The organism is Hyphococcus aureus, assembly GCF_042643165.1.
In the GTDB taxonomy this organism is placed as follows: Bacteria; Pseudomonadota; Alphaproteobacteria; order Caulobacterales; family Parvularculaceae; genus Hyphococcus; species Hyphococcus aureus.
This window is the reverse complement of sequence record NZ_JBHRSH010000001.1, coordinates 2,605,398-2,624,282: the sequence shown is the minus strand read 5'-3', so window position 1 is coordinate 2,624,282 and position 18,885 is coordinate 2,605,398. Positions and strand designations below refer to the sequence as shown.

Here is an 18,885-nt window from a genome sequence, read left to right as displayed (position 1 = left end):
CAGCGCCTATACCGCCCGCCGGTGCAAATGGGAATGTGCTTGAAAGGGCGCGGCGTGGGCCAGGGGCGTCAATTTTCGATGAAGCAACTGCTTGCGCTTATCCCGAGCAATGCCCGGCGGGTCTGAGATGACGTGAGCTCGGCATGGCGCCGCAGCGAACCAAGAGTGGAGAACAATAAGCGCGCCGGGCAAAGAATCGCCCGCGCGGATGACGAAATAGGGCTCGTCTTCGGCGAGGTCGTCATAGCAATCAAATTGCGACGGGTGGGCTTTCGATCCGACATTCGGCGCGGTCATGGGGGCACTCCTTTTGAAGCCTCTTATTTGAAGCGCTATCCTGACATCCGCCATAGGCGTCAGTTCTTCCTGGATGAAAACACCCGCCTTGCGAGGAAAAACGCGAGGATCAAGATAACCAGCGATCCGACCACTGCCGGCAGGAGCGCGCTTTTTATCGCCCTCTCTGTTGAGAGAATATCGGGCACGCCGGTTTGCCACAAAACCCACTCCCCCCCGATATCAGACGCCAGAGACGGGTGACCGTTCACCAGCATGATATAGGCGTCATCATTGTCAGGATTGATCCGCACCGAAACGTTGATCGCCGGTTCATTGGCGCCGTCATGCCCATAGATGAAATCGCCGGACTTTGTCGGCGCGAACAGGATGGTTCCAAGCCCCCAGATCGGGCTTCCGAAAACAGTGGCCTCCGGCTGACGCATCGAGGCGAGAGTCGCCGGCTGCAGAATGAACCCCTCCCCGCCATCGGTGAGCGCAGCAACCAATTTCAGGAGGTCGGCGGCCGAGCTTGAAAAGCCGGTCGCGCCGGCGGCGGCGTATTGGAACTGCGGCGCGGGCGCGCCAGTAGCGTCAAACGACTGCGTTGCGCCTTCAATATCGCCGATAAACCGGAATGAGGATTGCGTCATCCCGAGCGGCGCCAGCACCTTCTCCTGGATAAAGCCTTCATAATCCTGACCGGAAACCTCTTCGATCAGAAGCTGCAAGATCAGATAGCCGCCGCCGGAATAGGCGAACTCTTCACCCGGCTCGGCGCCCACTTCAATCGTGACCTCGCGACCTGATGAGGCACGCGGATTTGCAAGCGTTTCCTCAAGCGACGGGATAGTTTCGCCGGGCTCATAGTCACCAAACCCCAGCCCGTCAGTCAAACCGGCCATGTGGCTCAACAAGCGCCGGACCGTCACCGCGCTTTCATCATACGCGCCATCCGGCAAATTCCAACGCGTCAGATAGGAAGAGACCGGCTCATCGAGCGATATTTCGCCTCTATCGACGAGCTTCATGACGCCAAAGGCGGTGACCCACTTGCTGAACGACGATGTTGGAAACACGGTCTGCGCATTCACCTCGCGCCCGGCGGGTGCGTAATATTCACCAACGACGTCGCCATCATGGATGAGAATAAACGCCGCATTTCCTGCATTCTTATCGTCGATGATCTGGGTCGCTTCGGCGAAAAACGCCTGGTGATCGCCTTTTTTAACGATCGGCTTCATCCACCAGCCATACAGCCCGCCGAAGACAGACACCGCACACCAGGCGCCGATCGCCACGACCGCGCCGGCCACAAACAAACCAAATTTCACAATCTTCATATCGCCCCTCAGAGATTTTTCACGTTTCCGGACAGACTCATCACGCATGGAAAAGCCTGCGAGAAACCATTCGCCCGCAGAGCGAGATAGGCAACCTTCAAAGCCAAACAAGAAAAACCCCGGTGACGCCGGGGTTTTTATCTTCGTTATCTGGTAAACTTTTAGTCAGCGGAGGCAGTTCTGCAGCATCTTGCACGGACGCATCCTCAACCTACGCCATCAAATTCGCCAGCAGGAATGCGGCAATTCCTTACAGACACAAATTCCGCATGCTCTCCTTTCCCGACCCGCCGCTAAAGCCCATCTGGCCGGTCGCCGGGCGGTTGCGGCAACTCCACATCGTGACGATGGTTCCACACCTCAACGATCTTGCCGTCTTCATTGAAGCGGAAGACATTGATTATGGCGACGCCATCGACAGGCGTAATGCCCATGGCTTGCGCCTGTTCATTAGGTTCGAGATAAATCCACCAACGGGTGGCTACTTTGTCGCCTTCCGCAATCTGGTAGTCGATCTTGCCCGTCATCTCGCCGAAGCTGTGAAACAGGTCGGCGATGTTCTTCTGCTCCACCGCCTCTTCTTCGACGCCCTTGCGCGGGCCTACATCATGAACAACATAGGTCTCGGCCACGTAATCGGCATATTTGTCTGTGTTCTCACTGAACCAGAGATCTTCGTAAAAGTGGCGCGCGGTTTCCTTGTTGCGCGCGGCGACGTCCTCGCCCTCCCCGGACGAACAGCCGGCAAGCACAGCGGCAATAAGAGTAATTAGCGTAACGGCCTTCTTCATGATGCGCTCTCCCCTTCATCATGGTTATTTGGATCTAAGCAGATCGTATTCCGATTTTGCCGAAAAACAAAAGCCCCGGACGATGCCGGGGCTTTTTGATCTTAGTTATCGAGGAACGACCGCAGCTTCCGCGACCGGCTCGGATGCTTGAGTTTCCTCAGCGCCTTCGCCTCGATCTGGCGGATGCGTTCGCGCGTCACCGAGAATTGCTGGCCAACCTCTTCGAGCGTGTGGTCGGTGTTCATGCCGATGCCGAAACGCATGCGAAGGACGCGTTCCTCGCGCGGCGTCAGCGAGGCCAGAACCCGCGTCGTCGTTTCGCGCAGATTCGACTGGATCGCGGCGTCGATGGGGAGGATCGTGTTTTTGTCCTCGATGAAATCGCCGAGATGCGAATCTTCTTCGTCGCCGATCGGCGTTTCGAGAGAGATCGGCTCCTTCGCGATCTTCATCACCTTGCGGACTTTCTCCAAAGGCATGGAGAGTTTTTCCGCCAGTTCTTCCGGCGTCGGCTCGCGGCCGATTTCATGGAGCATCTGGCGCGACGTGCGCACGATCTTGTTGATCGTCTCGATCATGTGCACCGGAATACGGATGGTGCGCGCCTGATCGGCGATCGAACGGGTGATCGCCTGACGGATCCACCAGGTGGCGTAGGTCGAGAATTTGTAGCCGCGGCGATACTCGAACTTATCGACCGCTTTCATGAGGCCGATATTGCCTTCCTGAATGAGGTCGAGGAATTGCAGGCCGCGATTGGTGTATTTCTTGGCGATGGAAATGACGAGGCGAAGGTTCGCTTCGACCATTTCCTTTTTGGCGATGCGCGCTTCGCGTTCACCCTTTTGCACCATGGAGACGATGCGGCGGAAATCCTGAACGGTGAGGCCGGTCTCGGTCGCAAGATCGCCAATCTCTTCACGGATCGTGACGACCTGATTTTCGGCTTTCTTGACGAAATTCTGCCAGCCCTTGCCGGTCTTCGCGGAGATGCGATCGAACCATTCGGGATCGAGTTCCGATCCGATATAATCCGAAAGAAATTCCTGGCGATTGACGCCATACGAATCCGCAAGACGCACAAGCTTGCCTTCAAGCGCCATCAGACGGCGGTTGATGTCGTAAAGCTGTTCGACCAGCGCTTCGATCCGCTGATTGTTGAGACGGACGGACCGCACGCGCTCGACAATATCTTTTTGCAGCTTTTTGAAGCGGCGCGTTTGCGAAGAGGAAAGGTCTTCACCCTTCAGCTGCTCCTCGATCATGATGTCCTGAAGGCGGCGCAGTTTTTTGTATTCGTCGGAGATATTGTCGAAGGTCGCCATCACGCCTTCGCGCAATTCGGCCTCCATGGCCGAGAGGGACAGCGCGCCTTCGTCAAAATCGTCTTCATCGTCTTCGGCGTTTTCAGCCTTTTCCGCCTCTTCGCGGTTCACACGCTCGGCGACTTCCGGCTGGGTCATATCGGGACGCGCTTCCGGCCCGCCGCCATAGGTGGCGTCAAGGTCGATAATATCGCGCAGGAGCACCCGGCCTTCCTGAAGTTCGTCGCGCCAGACCGTGATAGCCTCAAAGGTCAGGGAGCTTTCGCACAAGGCCCTGATCATGGTCTCGCGGCCGGCCTCGATGCGCTTGGCGATCGCGATCTCGCCCTCGCGGGAGAGAAGCTCAACCGTGCCCATTTCACGCAAGTACATGCGCACCGGATCGTCGGTGCGGTCAGCGGAGGCGCCGGTGTTGGTGGTGACGACCTGGCCGCCTTTTTTCTCGTCCTTGACGGCGACGGCTTTGGTTTTCGACGCGCTGGCGTTGTCATCGTCATTGGCGGCGTCGGCGCCGTCATCATCATCGTCTTCTTCATGCTCGACGACATTGATGCCCATCTCGGAAAGCTGGGCCATGATGTCTTCGATCTGTTCGGAAGAGACTTCCTCCGACGGCAGCACCTTGTTCAGTTCGTCATAGGTGACGTAACCGCGTGACTTCGCCGTCTTGATCAGTTTCTTGACGTCCGCATCCGTCAGATCGAGGATCGGGCCGTCGGCCGGTTCCACCGCTTCAGTCTCTTTCGTCGCCGCCGCTTTTTTCGCCATGCCGTAAAATCCTTACCGACCGAATTTTTTCTCAACGGTCTGTTTCATCTTTTCGAGCGCATCCGTGAACCGCCTCGGGGAATCGCCCTCATCCCCGTCTTCTTCCGGCTTACTCGAATTGATCAACTCCTCGCGCGCGGCCGCCGCCGCTTTCCACGCATCGTCGCCATCGGTGAATATTTGAGACGCCGAGCGGGCCACCTCCTGCTTGTGGGTAGACTCAAACAGATGATGGGCCAGGGCGTTTCGAAAACCCTGCTCTACCTCGTCAATCTCAGTCTCGGGGCGGAGGAATCTGTGGTTTCCGAGCTGGGGATCATGTGTCACCCGCTCCAATGTGCCTGCCACGCCGGTTTTGGTGAGATGGCTTTTCAATCCGGCGCTGTCAAGAGCCGGATCTGTGGAAATTGCCGAAAGAACCTCGCCAAGGAGGGCTTTTAGCCCCGGATCGACCAGATCGAGCTCAAAATAGGCCGCCTCATGGCGCTCCAGCAGCACCGGATGGTTGATTGCGGCGAGGACGAGGCTCGCCTCCCGCACCCACTGGGAGGGGCTTTTGAGGCCGGGCGTCGGTCGCGCCGGGGCGGCGAAACGAAAACCCATGCCCCGGTCAAACTGGCCCCGGCCCGGTCGGCCCTGTCCCTGGCGTCCGCCCCATTGGCCACTCTGGCGAAAAGGATTGCCGCCCTGCCCGTAGCCGCCCTGACCCGATCCGCTTTCTCTTGGCGCGGGTTTGAACTGGGCGTTGAGCCGCTGGGACAATTCCTCGCCATAGGCGCCGCGCACATCCTTGTCGGTGATTTGCTTGACGAGCTCGCGCAAATGCGACCGCAGCGCGGCCCGCCTTTCCGGCGTTTCAAGATCACGGATCGAAATCTCGCGCGTCCAAAGAACATCAACAAGCGGCCGCGCTTTTTCCAAAACATCATTCATCGCGGCGACGCCTTCCGACCGCAACAGATCATCCGGGTCCTGACCTTCCGGCAGGAAAGCAAAGTTCAACGACTTGCCCGGTTTGAGCATCGCCAACGCGCGGTCAATGGAACGATGCGCGGCCTGAACGCCGGCGCTGTCGCCATCGAAACACAGGACCGGCTCATCAGAAGAACGCCACAGCAGCGCAAGCTGATCTTCGGTAAGCGCTGTGCCGAGCGGCGCGACGGCGCGCTTGATCCCCGCCCCCCAGAGCGCAATCACGTCCATATAGCCTTCGCAGACGATCAGCGGTTTTTTATCGTCCGCCGACGCGGCCCGCGCATTGGTGAAATTATAAAGCACCGAGCCCTTATGAAACAGCGGCGTTTCCGGCGAGTTCAGATATTTCGCCTTGGCGTTCGGATCGAGCGCGCGGCCGCCGAAAGCGATCACCCGGTCGCGGGTGCCGAGGATCGGGAACATGATGCGATTGCGGAACCGGTCATAACTGGCGCCGCCATCCTCTGGCTTGATGAGGAGGCCCGCCTCGACCAGCACCTCGTCGGCGAAACCTTTGTTCAAGAGATAGTCTTTCAACGCATGTCGGCTTGATGGCGCAAAGCCGATGCCGAAGGCGTCGATCTGCGCATCCGTCACCTCGCGCCCGCGTAAATAGTCCATGGCGCCCCGGCCATCGGCGCGGTGAAGCATCGCCTGATAAAACTTCGCCGCCGCGGCGCACGCCTCCGCCAGCCCTTGCGCCTTTTCAGCGCGCGCCGCCTCCGCCGGGCTTTCGATCGGCAGAACCAGACCGGCGTCCGCCGCCAGCCGCTCTACAGCCTCCGGGAAAGTCAGCCCCTGGGTCTCGATCAGGAAGGTGATGATGTCGCCATGGTTCTGGGTCGAAAAGCAGTGATAGCTCCCGCGCCGGTCATCCACGGTGAAAGACGGGGTCTTTTCCGGTTTGAAGGGCGAAAGACCCCACCAGGCGTTGCCGCGCTTCTGTAGCTTCACATATTTTCCGATGACGTCGGACGGGCGCAATCGCGCCTTCAGCTCATCAAGGAATTCTGGGGTGAAACGGGCCATGGGCTCTTATTATATAGGGCGGCCTCGAGATATAGGGGGCTCAAGAGGCGGAGCCTAGCGTTTCAGTTAACCGCTTTTCCCCACCTGCCCCCTTGCCAAAGCGGCAAAAACCGCGCACTGCCCGGCCCAATACTGCAACGCAATATCCCGCCCGGAGCCCCGCTCTCTGGCATGACGCCAGTCGGGATACAAAGGACACTATAAACTAATGACTCCGGCTTTGAGAAATATCGCCATTATCGCGCATGTCGATCATGGCAAAACCACGCTCGTCGATGAGATGCTGCGCCAGTCCGGCGCCGTCCGCGACAACGCCGAAATGGCCGAGCGCGCCATGGATTCCAACGACATCGAGCGCGAGCGCGGGATCACCATTCTCGCCAAATGCACCAGCGTTGTCTGGGAAAAAGGCGCCGAGCCTATTCGCATCAATATCGTCGACACGCCGGGTCACGCCGATTTCGGCGGCGAGGTCGAGCGCATTCTCTCCATGGTCGACGGCTGTCTTCTTCTGATTGACGCCGCCGAAGGGCCGATGCCGCAAACCAAATTCGTGTTGTCCAAGGCGCTGGCGCTGGGCCTGCGCCCGATTTTGGTCATCAACAAGGTCGACCGGCCAAGCGCCGACCCCGACAAGGCGCTCGACGCCGCCTTCGATCTTTTCGCCGCGCTCGGCGCCAATGACGAACAACTCGACTTTCCGGTGCTTTACGCCGCCGGCCGCGACGGCTGGGCCGACAAGACCATTGACGGGCCGCGCGACAATCTCGACGCGCTGTTTGAAACAGTGGTTGAGCATGTGCCTGCGCCTGACGTCGCGGAAGGCCCGGATGCGCCTTTCCGCATGCTGGCGACGACGCTCGAAGCCGATCCCTTTCTTGGCCGCATCCTGACCGGCCGTGTCATTTCCGGAACCGCAAAACCCGGCGTCACCATGAAAGCGCTGTCGCGCGACGGAAAAACCATCGAACAGGCGCGGGTGAGCAAAGTCCTCGGCTTTCGCGGTCTCAAACGCCAGCCGGTAGACGAAGCCTTCCCCGGCGATATCATCGCCATCGCCGGTTTTTCAAAAGCCTCGGTTTCCGACACGCTCTGCGATCTTACGGCGACCGAACCGCTTCCATCGCAGCCGATCGATCCGCCGACGCTTTCCATCACCATCGCGCCGAACGATTCACCGCTGGCCGGCCGCGAAGGCGACAAAGTCCAGTCGCGCGTCATCCGCGAGCGCCTGATGCGCCAGGCCGAGGGCGACGTGGCGATCTCCGTCACCGAAACTGAAACAAAAGACGGCTTTGAAGTCGCGGGACGCGGCGAATTGCAGCTCGGCGTTCTGATTGAGAATATGCGCCGCGAGGGCTTCGAGCTCGCCGTGTCGCGCCCGCGCGTCGTCACGCGCACCGATGAGAACGGGCAAGTGCTCGAACCCATCGAGGAAATCGTCATCGACGTGGATGACGAGTATTCCGGCGTAGTCATCGAAAAGCTGTCCCAGAAAAAAGCCGAACTTGCAGAAATGAAACCGGCGGGCGCCGGCAAGACACGTCTCGTCATGCACGCCCCTTCGCGTGCGCTGATCGGCTATCACGGCGAGTTCCTCACCGATACACGCGGCACCGGCGTCATGAACCGCTCCTATCTTGAGCATCAGCCGCATAAAGGCGCCATTGAAGGCCGCCGCAATGGCGTCCTGATTTCCAATGGCGACGGCACGGCGGTGCCTTATGCGATCTGGAACCTCGAAGAGCGCGGCGTCATGTTCATCTCGCCCGGCGAGGTGCTCTATGAGGGTATGATTGTCGGTGAGAACGCAAAACCCGACGATCTCGACGTCAATCCGCTAAAGGCGAAACAGCTCACCAATATGCGCGCCTCCGGCAAGGACGAAGCGGTGAAACTCACTCCGCCTCGCCGCATGTCGCTGGAACAGGCGATCGCTTATATCGGCGATGACGAATTGGTCGAAGTGACGCCGAAATCCATCCGTCTGCGGAAAATTGCGCTGAAGCCGCATCTGCGGAAAAGACGGGCGAAAGAGAACGCCTGATTTGACGTTTCCGATAATTTGCGTTTCTCTTCCACGTTCATATAATCGGGAGAGACGGCATGCGCATGGTTCATGACTATGAAGAGTTCTGCAAACTCAATGCGGAAGGCAAAGTTGAACCAGACATTCGTTCTAATTTAGGAGCAAAAAGCGTTGACGCCCTCAGGAAACGCGGCTGGAAAATAGGTCATTGGCGTACAAAAAGTGATCTTCTAAATCTATGCAGCCAGTCATCAGAAAATTTCAACGTTGCTTACACACAGGCTGGAATTGATTTCTGGGTCAAAGAGTAGGATCAGAAAATTCATCGCTAACCGTTTGCTGAACGCATACCGGCAACCTCGCTTGTTACACCGGGGCCTTTTCAACACCATTCAAAGCTTATTGCAAATTCTTGAGTGGGTCGCCGATGGTTCCCGACACCATCGCCGCCAGAAGCTTCGGCATGAACCAGAAGGACGACAAAGGCTCTGCGAGCTTATCGCGCAAAGCCGGCAGGATTTTCGCGTCCGACTGATAGACCGGCGTGAACAGGTCGCTGATTGTCTGATAAATTTTCACATGTCGACGTCGCGTTTTCACAAACTCATCAAGCGCCGCATCAACATCCTTCTGCGCTTCCAGCGCATTCGATAACGCCCAGGCGTCAAGCAACGCCATATTGGCGCCCTGCCCCAGTTGCGGGCTCGCCGCATGCCACGCATCGCCAATATGAACGAGACGGCCTTCGACCGGCTGCGAGGCTGTGTGATGCGCATATCGCGCAAGAACAAAATCATCATGGGACATCAGATGATCCAGCACGGGCGCCGCCTCCGGCCAGAGTTTCAACACCTGGCCTTTCCAGCGGGGCAGCGGCGTCATCAACCAGGTTTCGTAATTTTTAGGCCGCAAGGTCCAGAAAAACGCAGCCATCTTTTCCTGCCGGCCGCCCAAGGTTCCGATCGGCATCACGCCTGCGGAAACATTCGCGCCGCGGTAACGCTGGGCCAGCGCATGCTCTGAAAATCCGTCCGTGGACGGAAACGGCGTATTCGCCCACAGCGCGCCATAGTCGAGATAACAATTCTCGCGTTCGATAAACGGCGTGCGCAGACCGAGCGCGTCGACAGTAAGGGCTGCGGGCGGCGCAAGCTCCCTGTCTACAAACCGAAATCGCATGGCGTCATTCTCATGCTCAACGCCTGCAACGTCTTGCCCATAGGAAAAGACAGCCCCTGCTTTCACTGCAGCCTTATGGAGCAGATCAAACAGGACCGACCGGTGGACCGCCAAGCCGACCATATTTGGGCCCAGCGCATCGTAGCGCACATCCAGCACCTTGCGTCCGCATTCAAGCCGCCCGTCTAGGCGTTCAAGCCGGGCGGCGCTTTGCGCAAGCTCATCAAGCAGCCCCAGCGCCGATAGCGCCGCCTGTCCTGTAGGCTGAATAATGAGGCCAGAGCCGACAGGCGCCGGTTTTGGCGCCTTGTCGTAAACCGAAACATCATGCCCTGCGCGCGCAAAAAACGCAGCAGCAGCCAGTCCCGCGATGCCCGCCCCCCCAATGGCGATTTTCATCGACGCTCAGCTTTCTCTCCCCCTAAGGCGCCAACACGAGCCTAATCCGCGAGTTTTGTCGATAGAGAAATTCGTTCCACAATGCGGAACGCATCATTTAGGACGTCATATCAATTTCGCTGCGCCGCGCTGACATATAAAATGTTCCGCATACTTAGCGTTTAATTCCAATCCATGGTCGCAACAGTGGTATGCGGCGGAAAATTTCATATCCGCCCACGCATCCGCCGATCGTGATCACGGTAATCAGCAAAAATTCTGGCCATGCGCCGAGATGCAGCTTCGTTATGTTATAGCCTGCTATAACAATGATGGTCTGATGCAATATGTAATAACATAAGACCGCACCCGTGAGATAGGTCAGCATTTTTGACGGCCGGTTCAAAAATCGCTGCGCAAGAGCAAACAGCACAACGATGCAGCTCCATGCGTAGAGCGTTTTCAACGCAATCTCGACAACACCGATAAAGGGAATGCGCGCAACCGAAGATGCAGCGATCATCTCTTCCTGCGCATCCACATAGGCGCCGAGCCCCCAGATCCCGACAGCTAACACCGCCGCCAGCGGCAGCGCCCTGTCGACCGAACGCCAGAACCCCTCATGCTTTGCCGCAAAGTAACCCAGCATAAAAATGGTGAACCGGTGCGCATGGTTCGCCCAGTCACCAATCAGTGTGTGCGTTGTCGGAAAAGACGGGCTGAGGGTGATCTCATAAATCACAAAGGGAATAATGATCAGGAGAAGAAGCCGCACCGGTCCGCCGGCGACAACGGAAAGCGCCCGCGCGCCGGAGCCATTTGCGAGCCAGCGTAGCGCCGGCAGGAAGGGAGCGATCAGGAGAATATAGACGAGCAGGTAGACCACATACCAAAGATGATTCCATGTCGGTGTAATGATTGGATAAAGCTGCTCGACCTTTAGGTAGTTTCCCCAAAAGACGAGATAGCCCGGCTCGATGATCCCTGCCTGACGCAACTGGAAATAAGCCTGAGGCGCGATGATCACAGCCATCCCAAGGATGATCGGCAGGCCAAGCCGGTAAAGCCGGGAGCGCACAAAGCGCAAGGTTCCGCCGGGTTCAGGCGCCGCCTTGTCAGAGGCGAATCGGATCGCCACCCCGGAAATGAAGAAAAGAAGCGCCAGCCGCCATGGATTGACCAGCAGCATAAATGGCTCGGCGGCGGGACCGGCATAGACGCTTTTTACATGCCAGCCCCACGTCACATAGAACATGCCTACATGGTAAAAAATCAGCAGGCCGAACGCGATGACACGCAGCCAGTCGAGATCGTAGCGGCGCTTATATGCGTCCCTAAAGGCGCCGGTGGTGTCTGCTACCGCCATGATTTGGGGCTCCCGTTTTGTTCGGAAAACTTCGTGCCGCAGTCCGTTCAGCGCCGCCACCGCCAAGCCACGCCCGGCGGCGCGGCGTGACAAACGGCCGGAAAAACAACCCTTAAGGGACTAGCGGCGGTCTGGTGGGATGGAATTCGAACCCGGTCAGACCGAACGCGCATTGCCGGTCGCTGCGAACGCGGCATAGAAATGCCGGATGCAGCATAGTGATCCCGCCCCACTCAACGCCGACCCACGCAGCGACGACGCTCATGCCGACCGTCTTACTTTTTTCTGGGTGACGGCGTTTTTTGTCGCCTTCCTGGTCGTCGATATTCTTTCCCAACTGACGGAGAACGCCCGCTTCAATCTGGATCTCGATCCATTCAAATACGCCATCTACGAAATTTCCAGCGTCTCGGTGATCATCGCCCTCTTCTGGGGGATCGCCAGAGCGGTGACCTTGGCTACGCCGGGCGAGCGAAGCTGGACGCATGTCATCGCCGTTCACGCGGCAGCGAGCTTTGCATTTTCTGCGATTCACATCAGCGCCATGGTGGCCATCCGAAAACTGGCGATTATCACCTTTTACGGAGAGCCCTATATCTTCACCGATAATATCCTGCGCGAGTTTGTTTATGAGTATCGCAAGGACGTTCTTTCCTATTCCCTGATAGCCTTCTTCATCACGTTCGGGCGCCAGCTGGCGCAACAGCAGCGCGAACTCGCCGCCGCCAGAGAGGATGCGAAAAAATCCCACCGCCTTACCCTGAAATGCGGCGGGCGGTCGATTTTCGTCGATGCCTCAGACGTCATCTGGGCGAAGTCCGCTTCGAATTATGTGGAAGTGAAAACGCCGGCGGCGGAACATCTGGCGCGCGCAACCCTCGCCTCCATAGAACGCCAGCTCGGCGACGCCGGCGCCAACGCCATGCGGGTTCACCGCTCCTGGATTGTGAACGCCGATTACATATCCCGCATCGAACCGACCGGCGAAGGCGACGTAAAGATTGTCATGAAAAACGGCGCAATCGTGCCGGGCAGCCGCCGTTATCGCGACAAGCTTAACCTATGTTAACGACAGAACGGGCAAGGCTTCGCAGTTTGAACAAGCATGGGGGTGCTCTCGCCTTAAACGGCTAGGTTCATTTGCGGGGCGTAAAGCCATTCATGATTGATGTTGAGTTGGACCATGCGCCGTTGCGTGAATGGTTGCGGTCAAAAACACAGAAAGCGCATGACCGGGCGGACGTCGCCTTTGGTTCGCTTCTTCAGGAAGGCGCGCCAGGTCTTCAGAAATTACTGACGGCGCATGCCCTGGCGGCTCCGGCTCTTTGCTTGCGCATCCGCATGCAGCCTTCGCTGCCTTTCGGCAGCGATTTCGACCCCACCCAGGTCACTGCCCTCTTAGCCTGCGATCTTGAGCGCCTTGGCGTGACACCGCCGGCGCCTGTCCTGACGGAAGGATTTACAACAGCCGCTGAGTGCGCCGGCGCGGCCTACACACTCGCGGGATCGCGCCTCGGCTCAAAAATGATCGCCCGGCAATGGCGCGCCAGATTTCCCGATAGCGGGTTTTCCAGCGCCTATCTCGATCACGAAAATCTTTTCGGTGACTGGCGGACCTTTTGCAGCTGTCTCAACGGGCTCGAAGAAATTTCTCTCAACCGCAATCTGATCTTAAACGGCGCCCTCGCGGCTTTTGCGCTTTTTGAAGCCGCTTGTGACACCGCCGTCGCAGCGCAATTGAAGCGACATGTCTGATCATAACGATTTTCAGGTCGACCTCACCAACTGCGATCGCGAACCGATCCATCAGCTCGGCGCGATTCAGCAATTCGGTTTTCTGTTAGCGGTGTCGCCGGACTGGATCGTCACGCACGCGTCCCGCAATATTCAAGATTTTCTCGGCGTCGCCTTCGATGTAGCCATCGGAACGGCATTGTCTAGCCTCCTTACAGACAAGGCGATCCATCAGATTCGCAACAGCCTTGGGGACTTGAAAACGCCGGACAGTGTTCAACGGCTGCGAGCTATAAAACTCTCAGATAAAGCCGGTGACTATGATGTCGCCGTACATCGGTCTGGCGAGAACACCGTCATCATCGAAGCCGAGCCCGCGGATGACAGCGCCGCCCACCGCATCGCGCAAATCCGCGCCATGGCCGACGCCGTCAAGTTTTCGGATACAATTGAAAATGCGAGCATGGCGGCGGCGGCGGAACTTCGGCGTTATCTCGAATTCGATCGCGTCATGGTCTACCGCTTTGACCCGGATGGTCATGGCGCGGTCATCGCTGAAAGCGCCCGCGCCGATCTTGAATCCTATCTGGGGCTCAATTATCCCGCGTCAGACATCCCACGCCAGGCGCGCACCCTTTATTGCCGTAACCTGTTGCGCATCATTTCAGACGTCAACGCGGAGCCTGTGCCAATTTCTCCCCCACAGGACTCACAAAATGAGCCGCTGGATCTGTCGCTCAGCCTGTTGCGGTCAGTGTCGCCAATCCATATCGAATATCTGAAAAATATCGGTGTCGGCGCCTCGCTCTCGATTTCGATCCTGCAAGATGGAAAGCTCTGGGGCCTGTTCGCCTGCCATCATATGTCGGCGAAAGTGCTGCCCCAGAATGTGCGAACCGGCGCCGAGCTGTTCGGTGAACTTTTCTCCGCTGTTTTGTCACAACGCACCGCAGAAGTTCAGCGCGCCCATCATCAAAAGGCGCGCGCGATCCACACCAAACTGATGCAGCAATTTGCAGGCGAAGCCTCTCTCGCCAGCAATTTTCATGAGGTGAGCCAATCTTTTCAGGAGGTGATCGCGCATGACGGCGCCGCCGCCGTGATCGGCGACGAGATTTTGACAGTTGGCGAAACGCCGACAGAAGACGATATCCAGCGACTGGCGCAATTTCTGAACGCCGCCGCCCCGGCCCGAATATTCGCGACGGATAGGCTCGGCAAGACTCACGGTCCCGGAAAGGACTTTGCCGCGACCGCCGCCGGCGTCTTGGCGCTGCCGGTCTCGCGCGACCCGCGCGATTATATCATTTTGTTCCGCAAGGAGCTTGTTCGCACCGTTAACTGGGCTGGCAACCCGGCCAAACCGGCAGAGCTTGGCCCCAATGGCGTACGCCTGACCCCACGCAAAAGCTTTGAGTTGTGGCGGGAAGAGGTTCGCGGCCAAAGCGCGCCCTGGACAAGCGGCGAACTCGACGCCGCAGACGCCATGCGCATCACCCTGCTTGAAGTCGTGTTGCGCCTTACCGAAGCCGCACGCGAGGATCGCGAGAAGGCCGAGCAGCAACAGACCTTGCTGATCGCCGAGCTCAATCACCGGGTGCGGAACATTTTGAACCTGATCAAGGGGCTTGTGAATCAGTCACGGGACCAATCCGCTTCGGTCGAAACCTTCGCCGATATTGTCGGCGCACGGATTGAATCGCTGGCCATGGCCCATGACCAGATTACAAAAGAAAACTGGAACCCCGCCTCCCTTTACAAACTAATTGAGACCGAGGCCTCAGCCTATCTCAGCGACAAGGAAACAAGGGTGCGGATTTCAGGTCCGGACGCCATGCTCTATCCGGCGGCGTTCACCACCATGGCGCTGGTTATTCATGAACTCATCACCAACTCAGCCAAACATGGCGCGCTTTCGGACCGGAAGGGCGAAGTGCTGGTGGCGCTTGAAGAAAGGGCGGACGGCCTGCAGATCAACTGGCGCGAGCAAAATGGCCCCAAAGTGAAAAAACCGACACGGCGCGGCTTTGGCTCTACAATCATAGAACGCACCGTGCCCTACGATCTGAAAGGCGAAGCGCGCATCAATTACGCTCCTGACGGCGTAAAGGCGTCCTTCACCTTGCCTTTGAATTACGTGGCCGCTTTTACAGCCCCCTCACCAAAGACGCCGCCGCCGCAAGCCGGACCCGCGCCCGGAAATTTTATCAAGGGCCGTGCGCTGATTGTCGAAGACAATGTCATCGTCGCCATGGAAGCGGAAAGCATCCTCACCGAGCTTGGGGCAAAAGAGGTTATCCTTGCATCGACGGTCAAAGCCGCGCTCGCCGCCATCGACAAGCACGACTTCGATTACGCCATACTCGACATTAATCTCGGAGATGAAAGCGCTCTCGACATCGCGAAAAAGCTCGCAGCCAAAGTCGTGCCGTTTATCTACACAACGGGATATGGAGAAGACAAACTGACGGCGGAAGGGCTTCCGGATGCGCCGGTGGCGTCCAAGCCTTACAGCGCGGACTCTCTCGCGAAAGTCCTTAGCGAGCTTTAGGCGGCCGAGGTCAGCTTCTCTTTCATCAGTTTGCCGGCGCGGCCGAAATCCATCGAGCCGTTATACCGCTCTTTAAGAGCACCCATGCACTTGCCCATGTCCTTCAATCCGCTTGCATCATATTCCTTGATGACATCGGCGACGGCGGACTGAATTTCCTCATCGGAGAGCTGACGCGGCAGGAATTCGCGGATCACCTCAATTTCACTGCGCTCTTTTTCGGCGAGATCGGGGCGCCCGCCATTTTCAAAAGCGGCGGCGCTTTCCTCGCGCTGCTTCACCATCTTGGTCAGGATAGCGAGGATTTCCTCCTCCGTGGCGCCGTCGCAGCGGTCCTCCGAGCGGGCGGCGATATCCCGGTCCTTGATGGCGGCGTTGATGAGCCGCAAGGTCGCGACCCGAAGCTTAGCGTCTCCGGCCTTCATCGCGGTCTTTAAGGTTGTGTCGATTTGCTCTCTGAGCATCTGATTCTCCATTGCCGGCGCGCCAGCAGATTCAAAATCCGCGCCGCCGATTTTAGCCCCACTATAAGTAATTGTTTTTTGTGGATAATCCTTGGTTTATCCGTTATTGACCCTTGCGGTCCCTTCGCCTAGCTTCCGGCGCAATTTGCGCGCGGTGGGCGCCGCTAATCGCCAGCGCCGCCGCGCAATCTTGCAATGCAACAAGGCCGCGAACAGATAATTATCCATGAAAATTAGTCAAGCACCCTCCGACCGCCCCACCGCAGCCCTGGTTTTAGCTGACGGAACAGTGATTTACGGCCAAGGACTTGGCGCGGCGGGAGAGGCTGTTGGCGAAGTCTGCTTCAACACGGCCATGACCGGATATCAGGAAATCCTGACGGACCCGTCTTATGCGGGCCAGATCATCACCTTCACCTTCCCCCATATCGGGAATGTCGGGGTGAACGCAGAGGATGTTGAAAATGCCTCCCCGGCGTCAGCGGCGGCGGCGCGCGGCGCGATCTTCCGCGCCATGGCGACCAGCCCCTCAAATTATCGCGCGCAGCTAGACCTTTCCGCCTGGATGCGCCGTCGCGGCGTAATCGGCATCGCCGGGGTCGACACTCGCGCCCTGACGGCGCGCATTCGCGAAGCCGGCATGCCCCATGGCGTCATCGCTCACTCGCCTTCCGGTCAGTTCGATCTAGACGCCATGCAAAAACGCGCGGCGGAATGGGCCGGGCTTGAGGGCCGCGACCTTGCGCGGGATGTCAGCCCTAGCCAAGGATATGCATCGGATGAAAAAGGCTGGGAGTGGGGCAAAGGCTACCTCGCCCATGACGGCTCGGGTCCGCATATTGTGGTCATCGATTATGGCGTGAAGCGAAACATCCTGCGCCGCCTTGCAAGCGAAGGCTGCCGCGTCAGCGTTGTTCCGGCGAAAGCCAGCTTCGAAGACATCATGGAAAAGAACCCGGCGGGCGTTGTTCTGTCGAACGGACCGGGCGATCCGGCGGCGACGGGCGAATATTCCGTGCCGGTGATCCGAAAGCTGATCGAAGCGCAGGTGCCGATCCTCGGCATCTGTCTCGGCCACCAGATGCTGGCGCTCGCCGCCGGCGCCAAGACCAAAAAGATGCCCCAGGGCCATCACGGCGCAAACCATCCGGTGAAAGACCTCTCAACAGGCAAGGTCGAAATCGTCTCCATGAATCACGGCTTCACCGTCGATGGCGACAACCTCCCCGACAATGTGGAGGAAACCCATATCTCGCTCTTCGACGGGACCAACACCGGCATCGCGCTGAAAAACGCACCGGCCTTTTCGGTGCAATACCACCCCGAGGCCTCTCCCGGCCCCGAAGACAGCTTCTATATTTTCCGGCGGTTTGTTGAAGGCCTGAAACAGGCGGCGTAAGCCGCTTACGGAACCAAGCCTTCCTTTCGGTGTTTCTCTGGCGGAACATGCAGCCGGGAGGACACCGTGAATATTTACGACCGTATCAAACAGGACCACGACCACGCCCGCGAGGTCATGAAGAAGCTGAAAGAGACAACGGCGCGCGCGGAAAAAACACGCCACAAGCTCTTTGATGAATTCAAGCTCGACATGTGGGCGCACCACAAGGTCGAGGAAGCTGTTTTCTATTCTTTTCTCCGCGACGACACGAAGATGAGCGACGACTCTTATGAAGCGCTCAACGAGCACCATGTCGCCAACGGCCTTCTTGAAGAACTCGACACCTTCCCTGTGGGAAGCGACGAATGGGGCGTCAAATTCGGCGCGCTCTCCGAACTGATCGAGCACCATATGGATGAAGAAGAAAAAGACTTCTTCCCGAAAGCGCGCAAACTATTGTCCAAGGAACAGGCCGACCTGATGGGCAAGCGCTTCGACGCCCGTAAAAAAGTCGTGCTCGCCGCGATCATGCCGATCGACGAAGATGAGTTGAAAGCGGCGTAAGCAGTCGTGAACGCTTTCCTTCAATGGACGGCGACGCTGTTGACCATCGTCGCCGCCAGCACCATCGCCGCCCATATCAGTCAGAAGGCGACCGGCATCGCCTTTGTCGTCTTCACTATCTCGTCGCTCTTGTGGATCGGCTTTGCGACGATGGAGAATGACCACGGCCTTTTGGTCACCAATATCGCACTGACCGGCATCAACCTGCTTGGCGTTTACCGTTATCTGATCCGGAAAAAACCGGCCTGACGACAGGCGCGCCAACTGCGCAAGCCGCTGGCGCGAGGCTCAAAGCCCCGCTAGCTTTCGCTCATGCGCAGCGACCTTAAAGACACCTTTGAACACCTCACCGCCGCCCGCGGGTTCACCAAAGAGGCCGGCTTTCATGTCCGCGATTTCAAGGAGGGCTTTGTCGCCCTCGAAGTTGCGCCCAAGGAAGAGCTGGTGCAGTTCATGGGCTATGTCCATGCCGGCGTCGTCACCGGCCTCGCCGACCATGCCGCCGGCGCGTGTTATGCGTCTGTCCTCCCCGAAGGCAAGGCGTGCCTCACCATCGAGCTCAAGATCAACTTCATGAAACCGGCGCAGGGCGACATGCTAGTCGCGGAAGCAACCGCCCTCTCCCGCGGCGCATCCATTGGCGTTGTGCGCTCCGATGTCTGGGCCGAAACCGGCGGCAACCGGGAAATGGTCGCGACGGCGCTGGTGACTCTAAAATCAATTACCCTTTGA

At 58.1% G+C, this 18,885-nt stretch carries 17 protein-coding genes; 9 read left to right on the top strand and 8 right to left on the bottom strand.

Annotation, left to right across the window (positions count from 1 at the left end; all coding sequences use genetic code 11):
- Positions 1-6 precede the first annotated feature (6 nt).
- The 5 genes from ACFOOP_RS12780 to dnaG form a co-directional block, all read right to left on the bottom strand.
- Positions 7-297 (bottom strand): hypothetical protein, encoded by a 291-nt coding sequence (locus ACFOOP_RS12780; protein WP_379881365.1) that lies wholly within the window; start codon positions 295-297, stop codon positions 7-9.
- A 59-nt stretch (positions 298-356) separates the two neighbouring features.
- Positions 357-1,619: a serine hydrolase domain-containing protein gene (locus ACFOOP_RS12775; protein ID WP_379881363.1), complete on the bottom strand. Its 1,263-nt coding sequence runs from the start codon at positions 1,617-1,619 to the stop codon at positions 357-359.
- A 293-nt stretch (positions 1,620-1,912) separates the two neighbouring features.
- Positions 1,913-2,410, bottom strand: coding sequence for an ester cyclase (locus ACFOOP_RS12770; RefSeq protein ID WP_379881362.1), 498 nt, complete (start codon positions 2,408-2,410; stop codon positions 1,913-1,915).
- 101 nt (positions 2,411-2,511) lie between these two features.
- Entirely contained in the window at positions 2,512-4,503 is a 1,992-nt protein-coding gene (rpoD, locus tag ACFOOP_RS12765) for an RNA polymerase sigma factor RpoD (protein WP_379881360.1), read from the bottom strand.
- A 12-nt stretch (positions 4,504-4,515) separates the two neighbouring features.
- Positions 4,516-6,507, bottom strand: a complete 1,992-nt coding sequence (gene dnaG / locus ACFOOP_RS12760) for a DNA primase (protein ID WP_379881358.1) — start codon at positions 6,505-6,507, stop codon at positions 4,516-4,518.
- Positions 6,508-6,715: 208 nt separating this feature from the next.
- Between dnaG and typA the strand changes: the two genes are divergently transcribed.
- Together typA and ACFOOP_RS12750 are read left to right on the top strand one after the other, a co-directional pair.
- A complete protein-coding gene (gene typA / locus ACFOOP_RS12755) occupies positions 6,716-8,554 on the top strand; it encodes a translational GTPase TypA (RefSeq protein ID WP_379881356.1) in 1,839 nt (612 codons plus the stop codon).
- Positions 8,555-8,613: 59 nt separating this feature from the next.
- Positions 8,614-8,847 carry a hypothetical protein gene (locus tag ACFOOP_RS12750; protein WP_379881355.1) on the top strand — a complete coding sequence of 78 codons (234 nt, stop codon included), beginning with the start codon at positions 8,614-8,616 and terminating at the stop codon, positions 8,845-8,847.
- An 88-nt stretch (positions 8,848-8,935) separates the two neighbouring features.
- On the opposite strand, the gene ACFOOP_RS12745 is transcribed toward ACFOOP_RS12750, so the two are convergent.
- Positions 8,936-10,114 carry an FAD-dependent oxidoreductase gene (locus ACFOOP_RS12745; RefSeq protein ID WP_379881353.1) on the bottom strand — a complete coding sequence of 393 codons (1,179 nt, stop codon included), beginning with the start codon at positions 10,112-10,114 and terminating at the stop codon, positions 8,936-8,938.
- Between the two features lie 154 nt (positions 10,115-10,268).
- On the bottom strand, positions 10,269-11,459 hold the full coding sequence (locus ACFOOP_RS12740; RefSeq protein ID WP_379881351.1) for an acyltransferase family protein: 1,191 nt from the start codon (positions 11,457-11,459) through the stop codon (positions 10,269-10,271).
- 208 nt (positions 11,460-11,667) lie between these two features.
- On the opposite strand from ACFOOP_RS12740, the gene ACFOOP_RS12735 reads away from it, so the two are divergent.
- From ACFOOP_RS12735 to ACFOOP_RS12725, 3 genes are all read left to right on the top strand, one after another.
- Positions 11,668-12,528: a LytTR family DNA-binding domain-containing protein gene (locus ACFOOP_RS12735; protein WP_379881349.1), complete on the top strand. Its 861-nt coding sequence runs from the start codon at positions 11,668-11,670 to the stop codon at positions 12,526-12,528.
- Positions 12,529-12,620: 92 nt separating this feature from the next.
- The gene (locus ACFOOP_RS12730) at positions 12,621-13,214 is read left to right on the top strand and encodes a biliverdin-producing heme oxygenase (RefSeq protein WP_379881347.1); all 594 of its coding nucleotides are present in this window, start codon (positions 12,621-12,623) and stop codon (positions 13,212-13,214) included.
- A complete protein-coding gene (locus ACFOOP_RS12725; protein WP_379881345.1) occupies positions 13,207-15,744 on the top strand; it encodes an HWE histidine kinase domain-containing protein in 2,538 nt (845 codons plus the stop codon). The genes ACFOOP_RS12730 and ACFOOP_RS12725 overlap by 8 nt, the downstream gene beginning before the upstream one ends.
- On the opposite strand, the gene ACFOOP_RS12720 is transcribed toward ACFOOP_RS12725, so the two are convergent.
- Positions 15,741-16,208, bottom strand: coding sequence for a GatB/YqeY domain-containing protein (locus tag ACFOOP_RS12720; RefSeq protein ID WP_379881344.1), 468 nt, complete (start codon positions 16,206-16,208; stop codon positions 15,741-15,743). The two genes, ACFOOP_RS12725 and ACFOOP_RS12720, sit on opposite strands and share 4 nt — an antisense overlap.
- 232 nt (positions 16,209-16,440) lie before the next feature.
- On the opposite strand from ACFOOP_RS12720, the gene carA reads away from it, so the two are divergent.
- From carA to ACFOOP_RS12700, 4 genes are all read left to right on the top strand, one after another.
- The gene (carA, locus tag ACFOOP_RS12715; protein ID WP_379881564.1) at positions 16,441-17,607 is read left to right on the top strand and encodes a glutamine-hydrolyzing carbamoyl-phosphate synthase small subunit; all 1,167 of its coding nucleotides are present in this window, start codon (positions 16,441-16,443) and stop codon (positions 17,605-17,607) included.
- A 66-nt stretch (positions 17,608-17,673) separates the two neighbouring features.
- Entirely contained in the window at positions 17,674-18,153 is a 480-nt protein-coding gene (locus ACFOOP_RS12710) for a hemerythrin domain-containing protein (RefSeq protein WP_379881342.1), read from the top strand.
- A gap of 6 nt (positions 18,154-18,159) precedes the next feature.
- A complete protein-coding gene (locus tag ACFOOP_RS12705) occupies positions 18,160-18,402 on the top strand; it encodes a hypothetical protein (protein ID WP_379881341.1) in 243 nt (80 codons plus the stop codon).
- Between the two features lie 63 nt (positions 18,403-18,465).
- Positions 18,466-18,885: a PaaI family thioesterase gene (locus tag ACFOOP_RS12700; RefSeq protein WP_379881339.1), complete on the top strand. Its 420-nt coding sequence runs from the start codon at positions 18,466-18,468 to the stop codon at positions 18,883-18,885.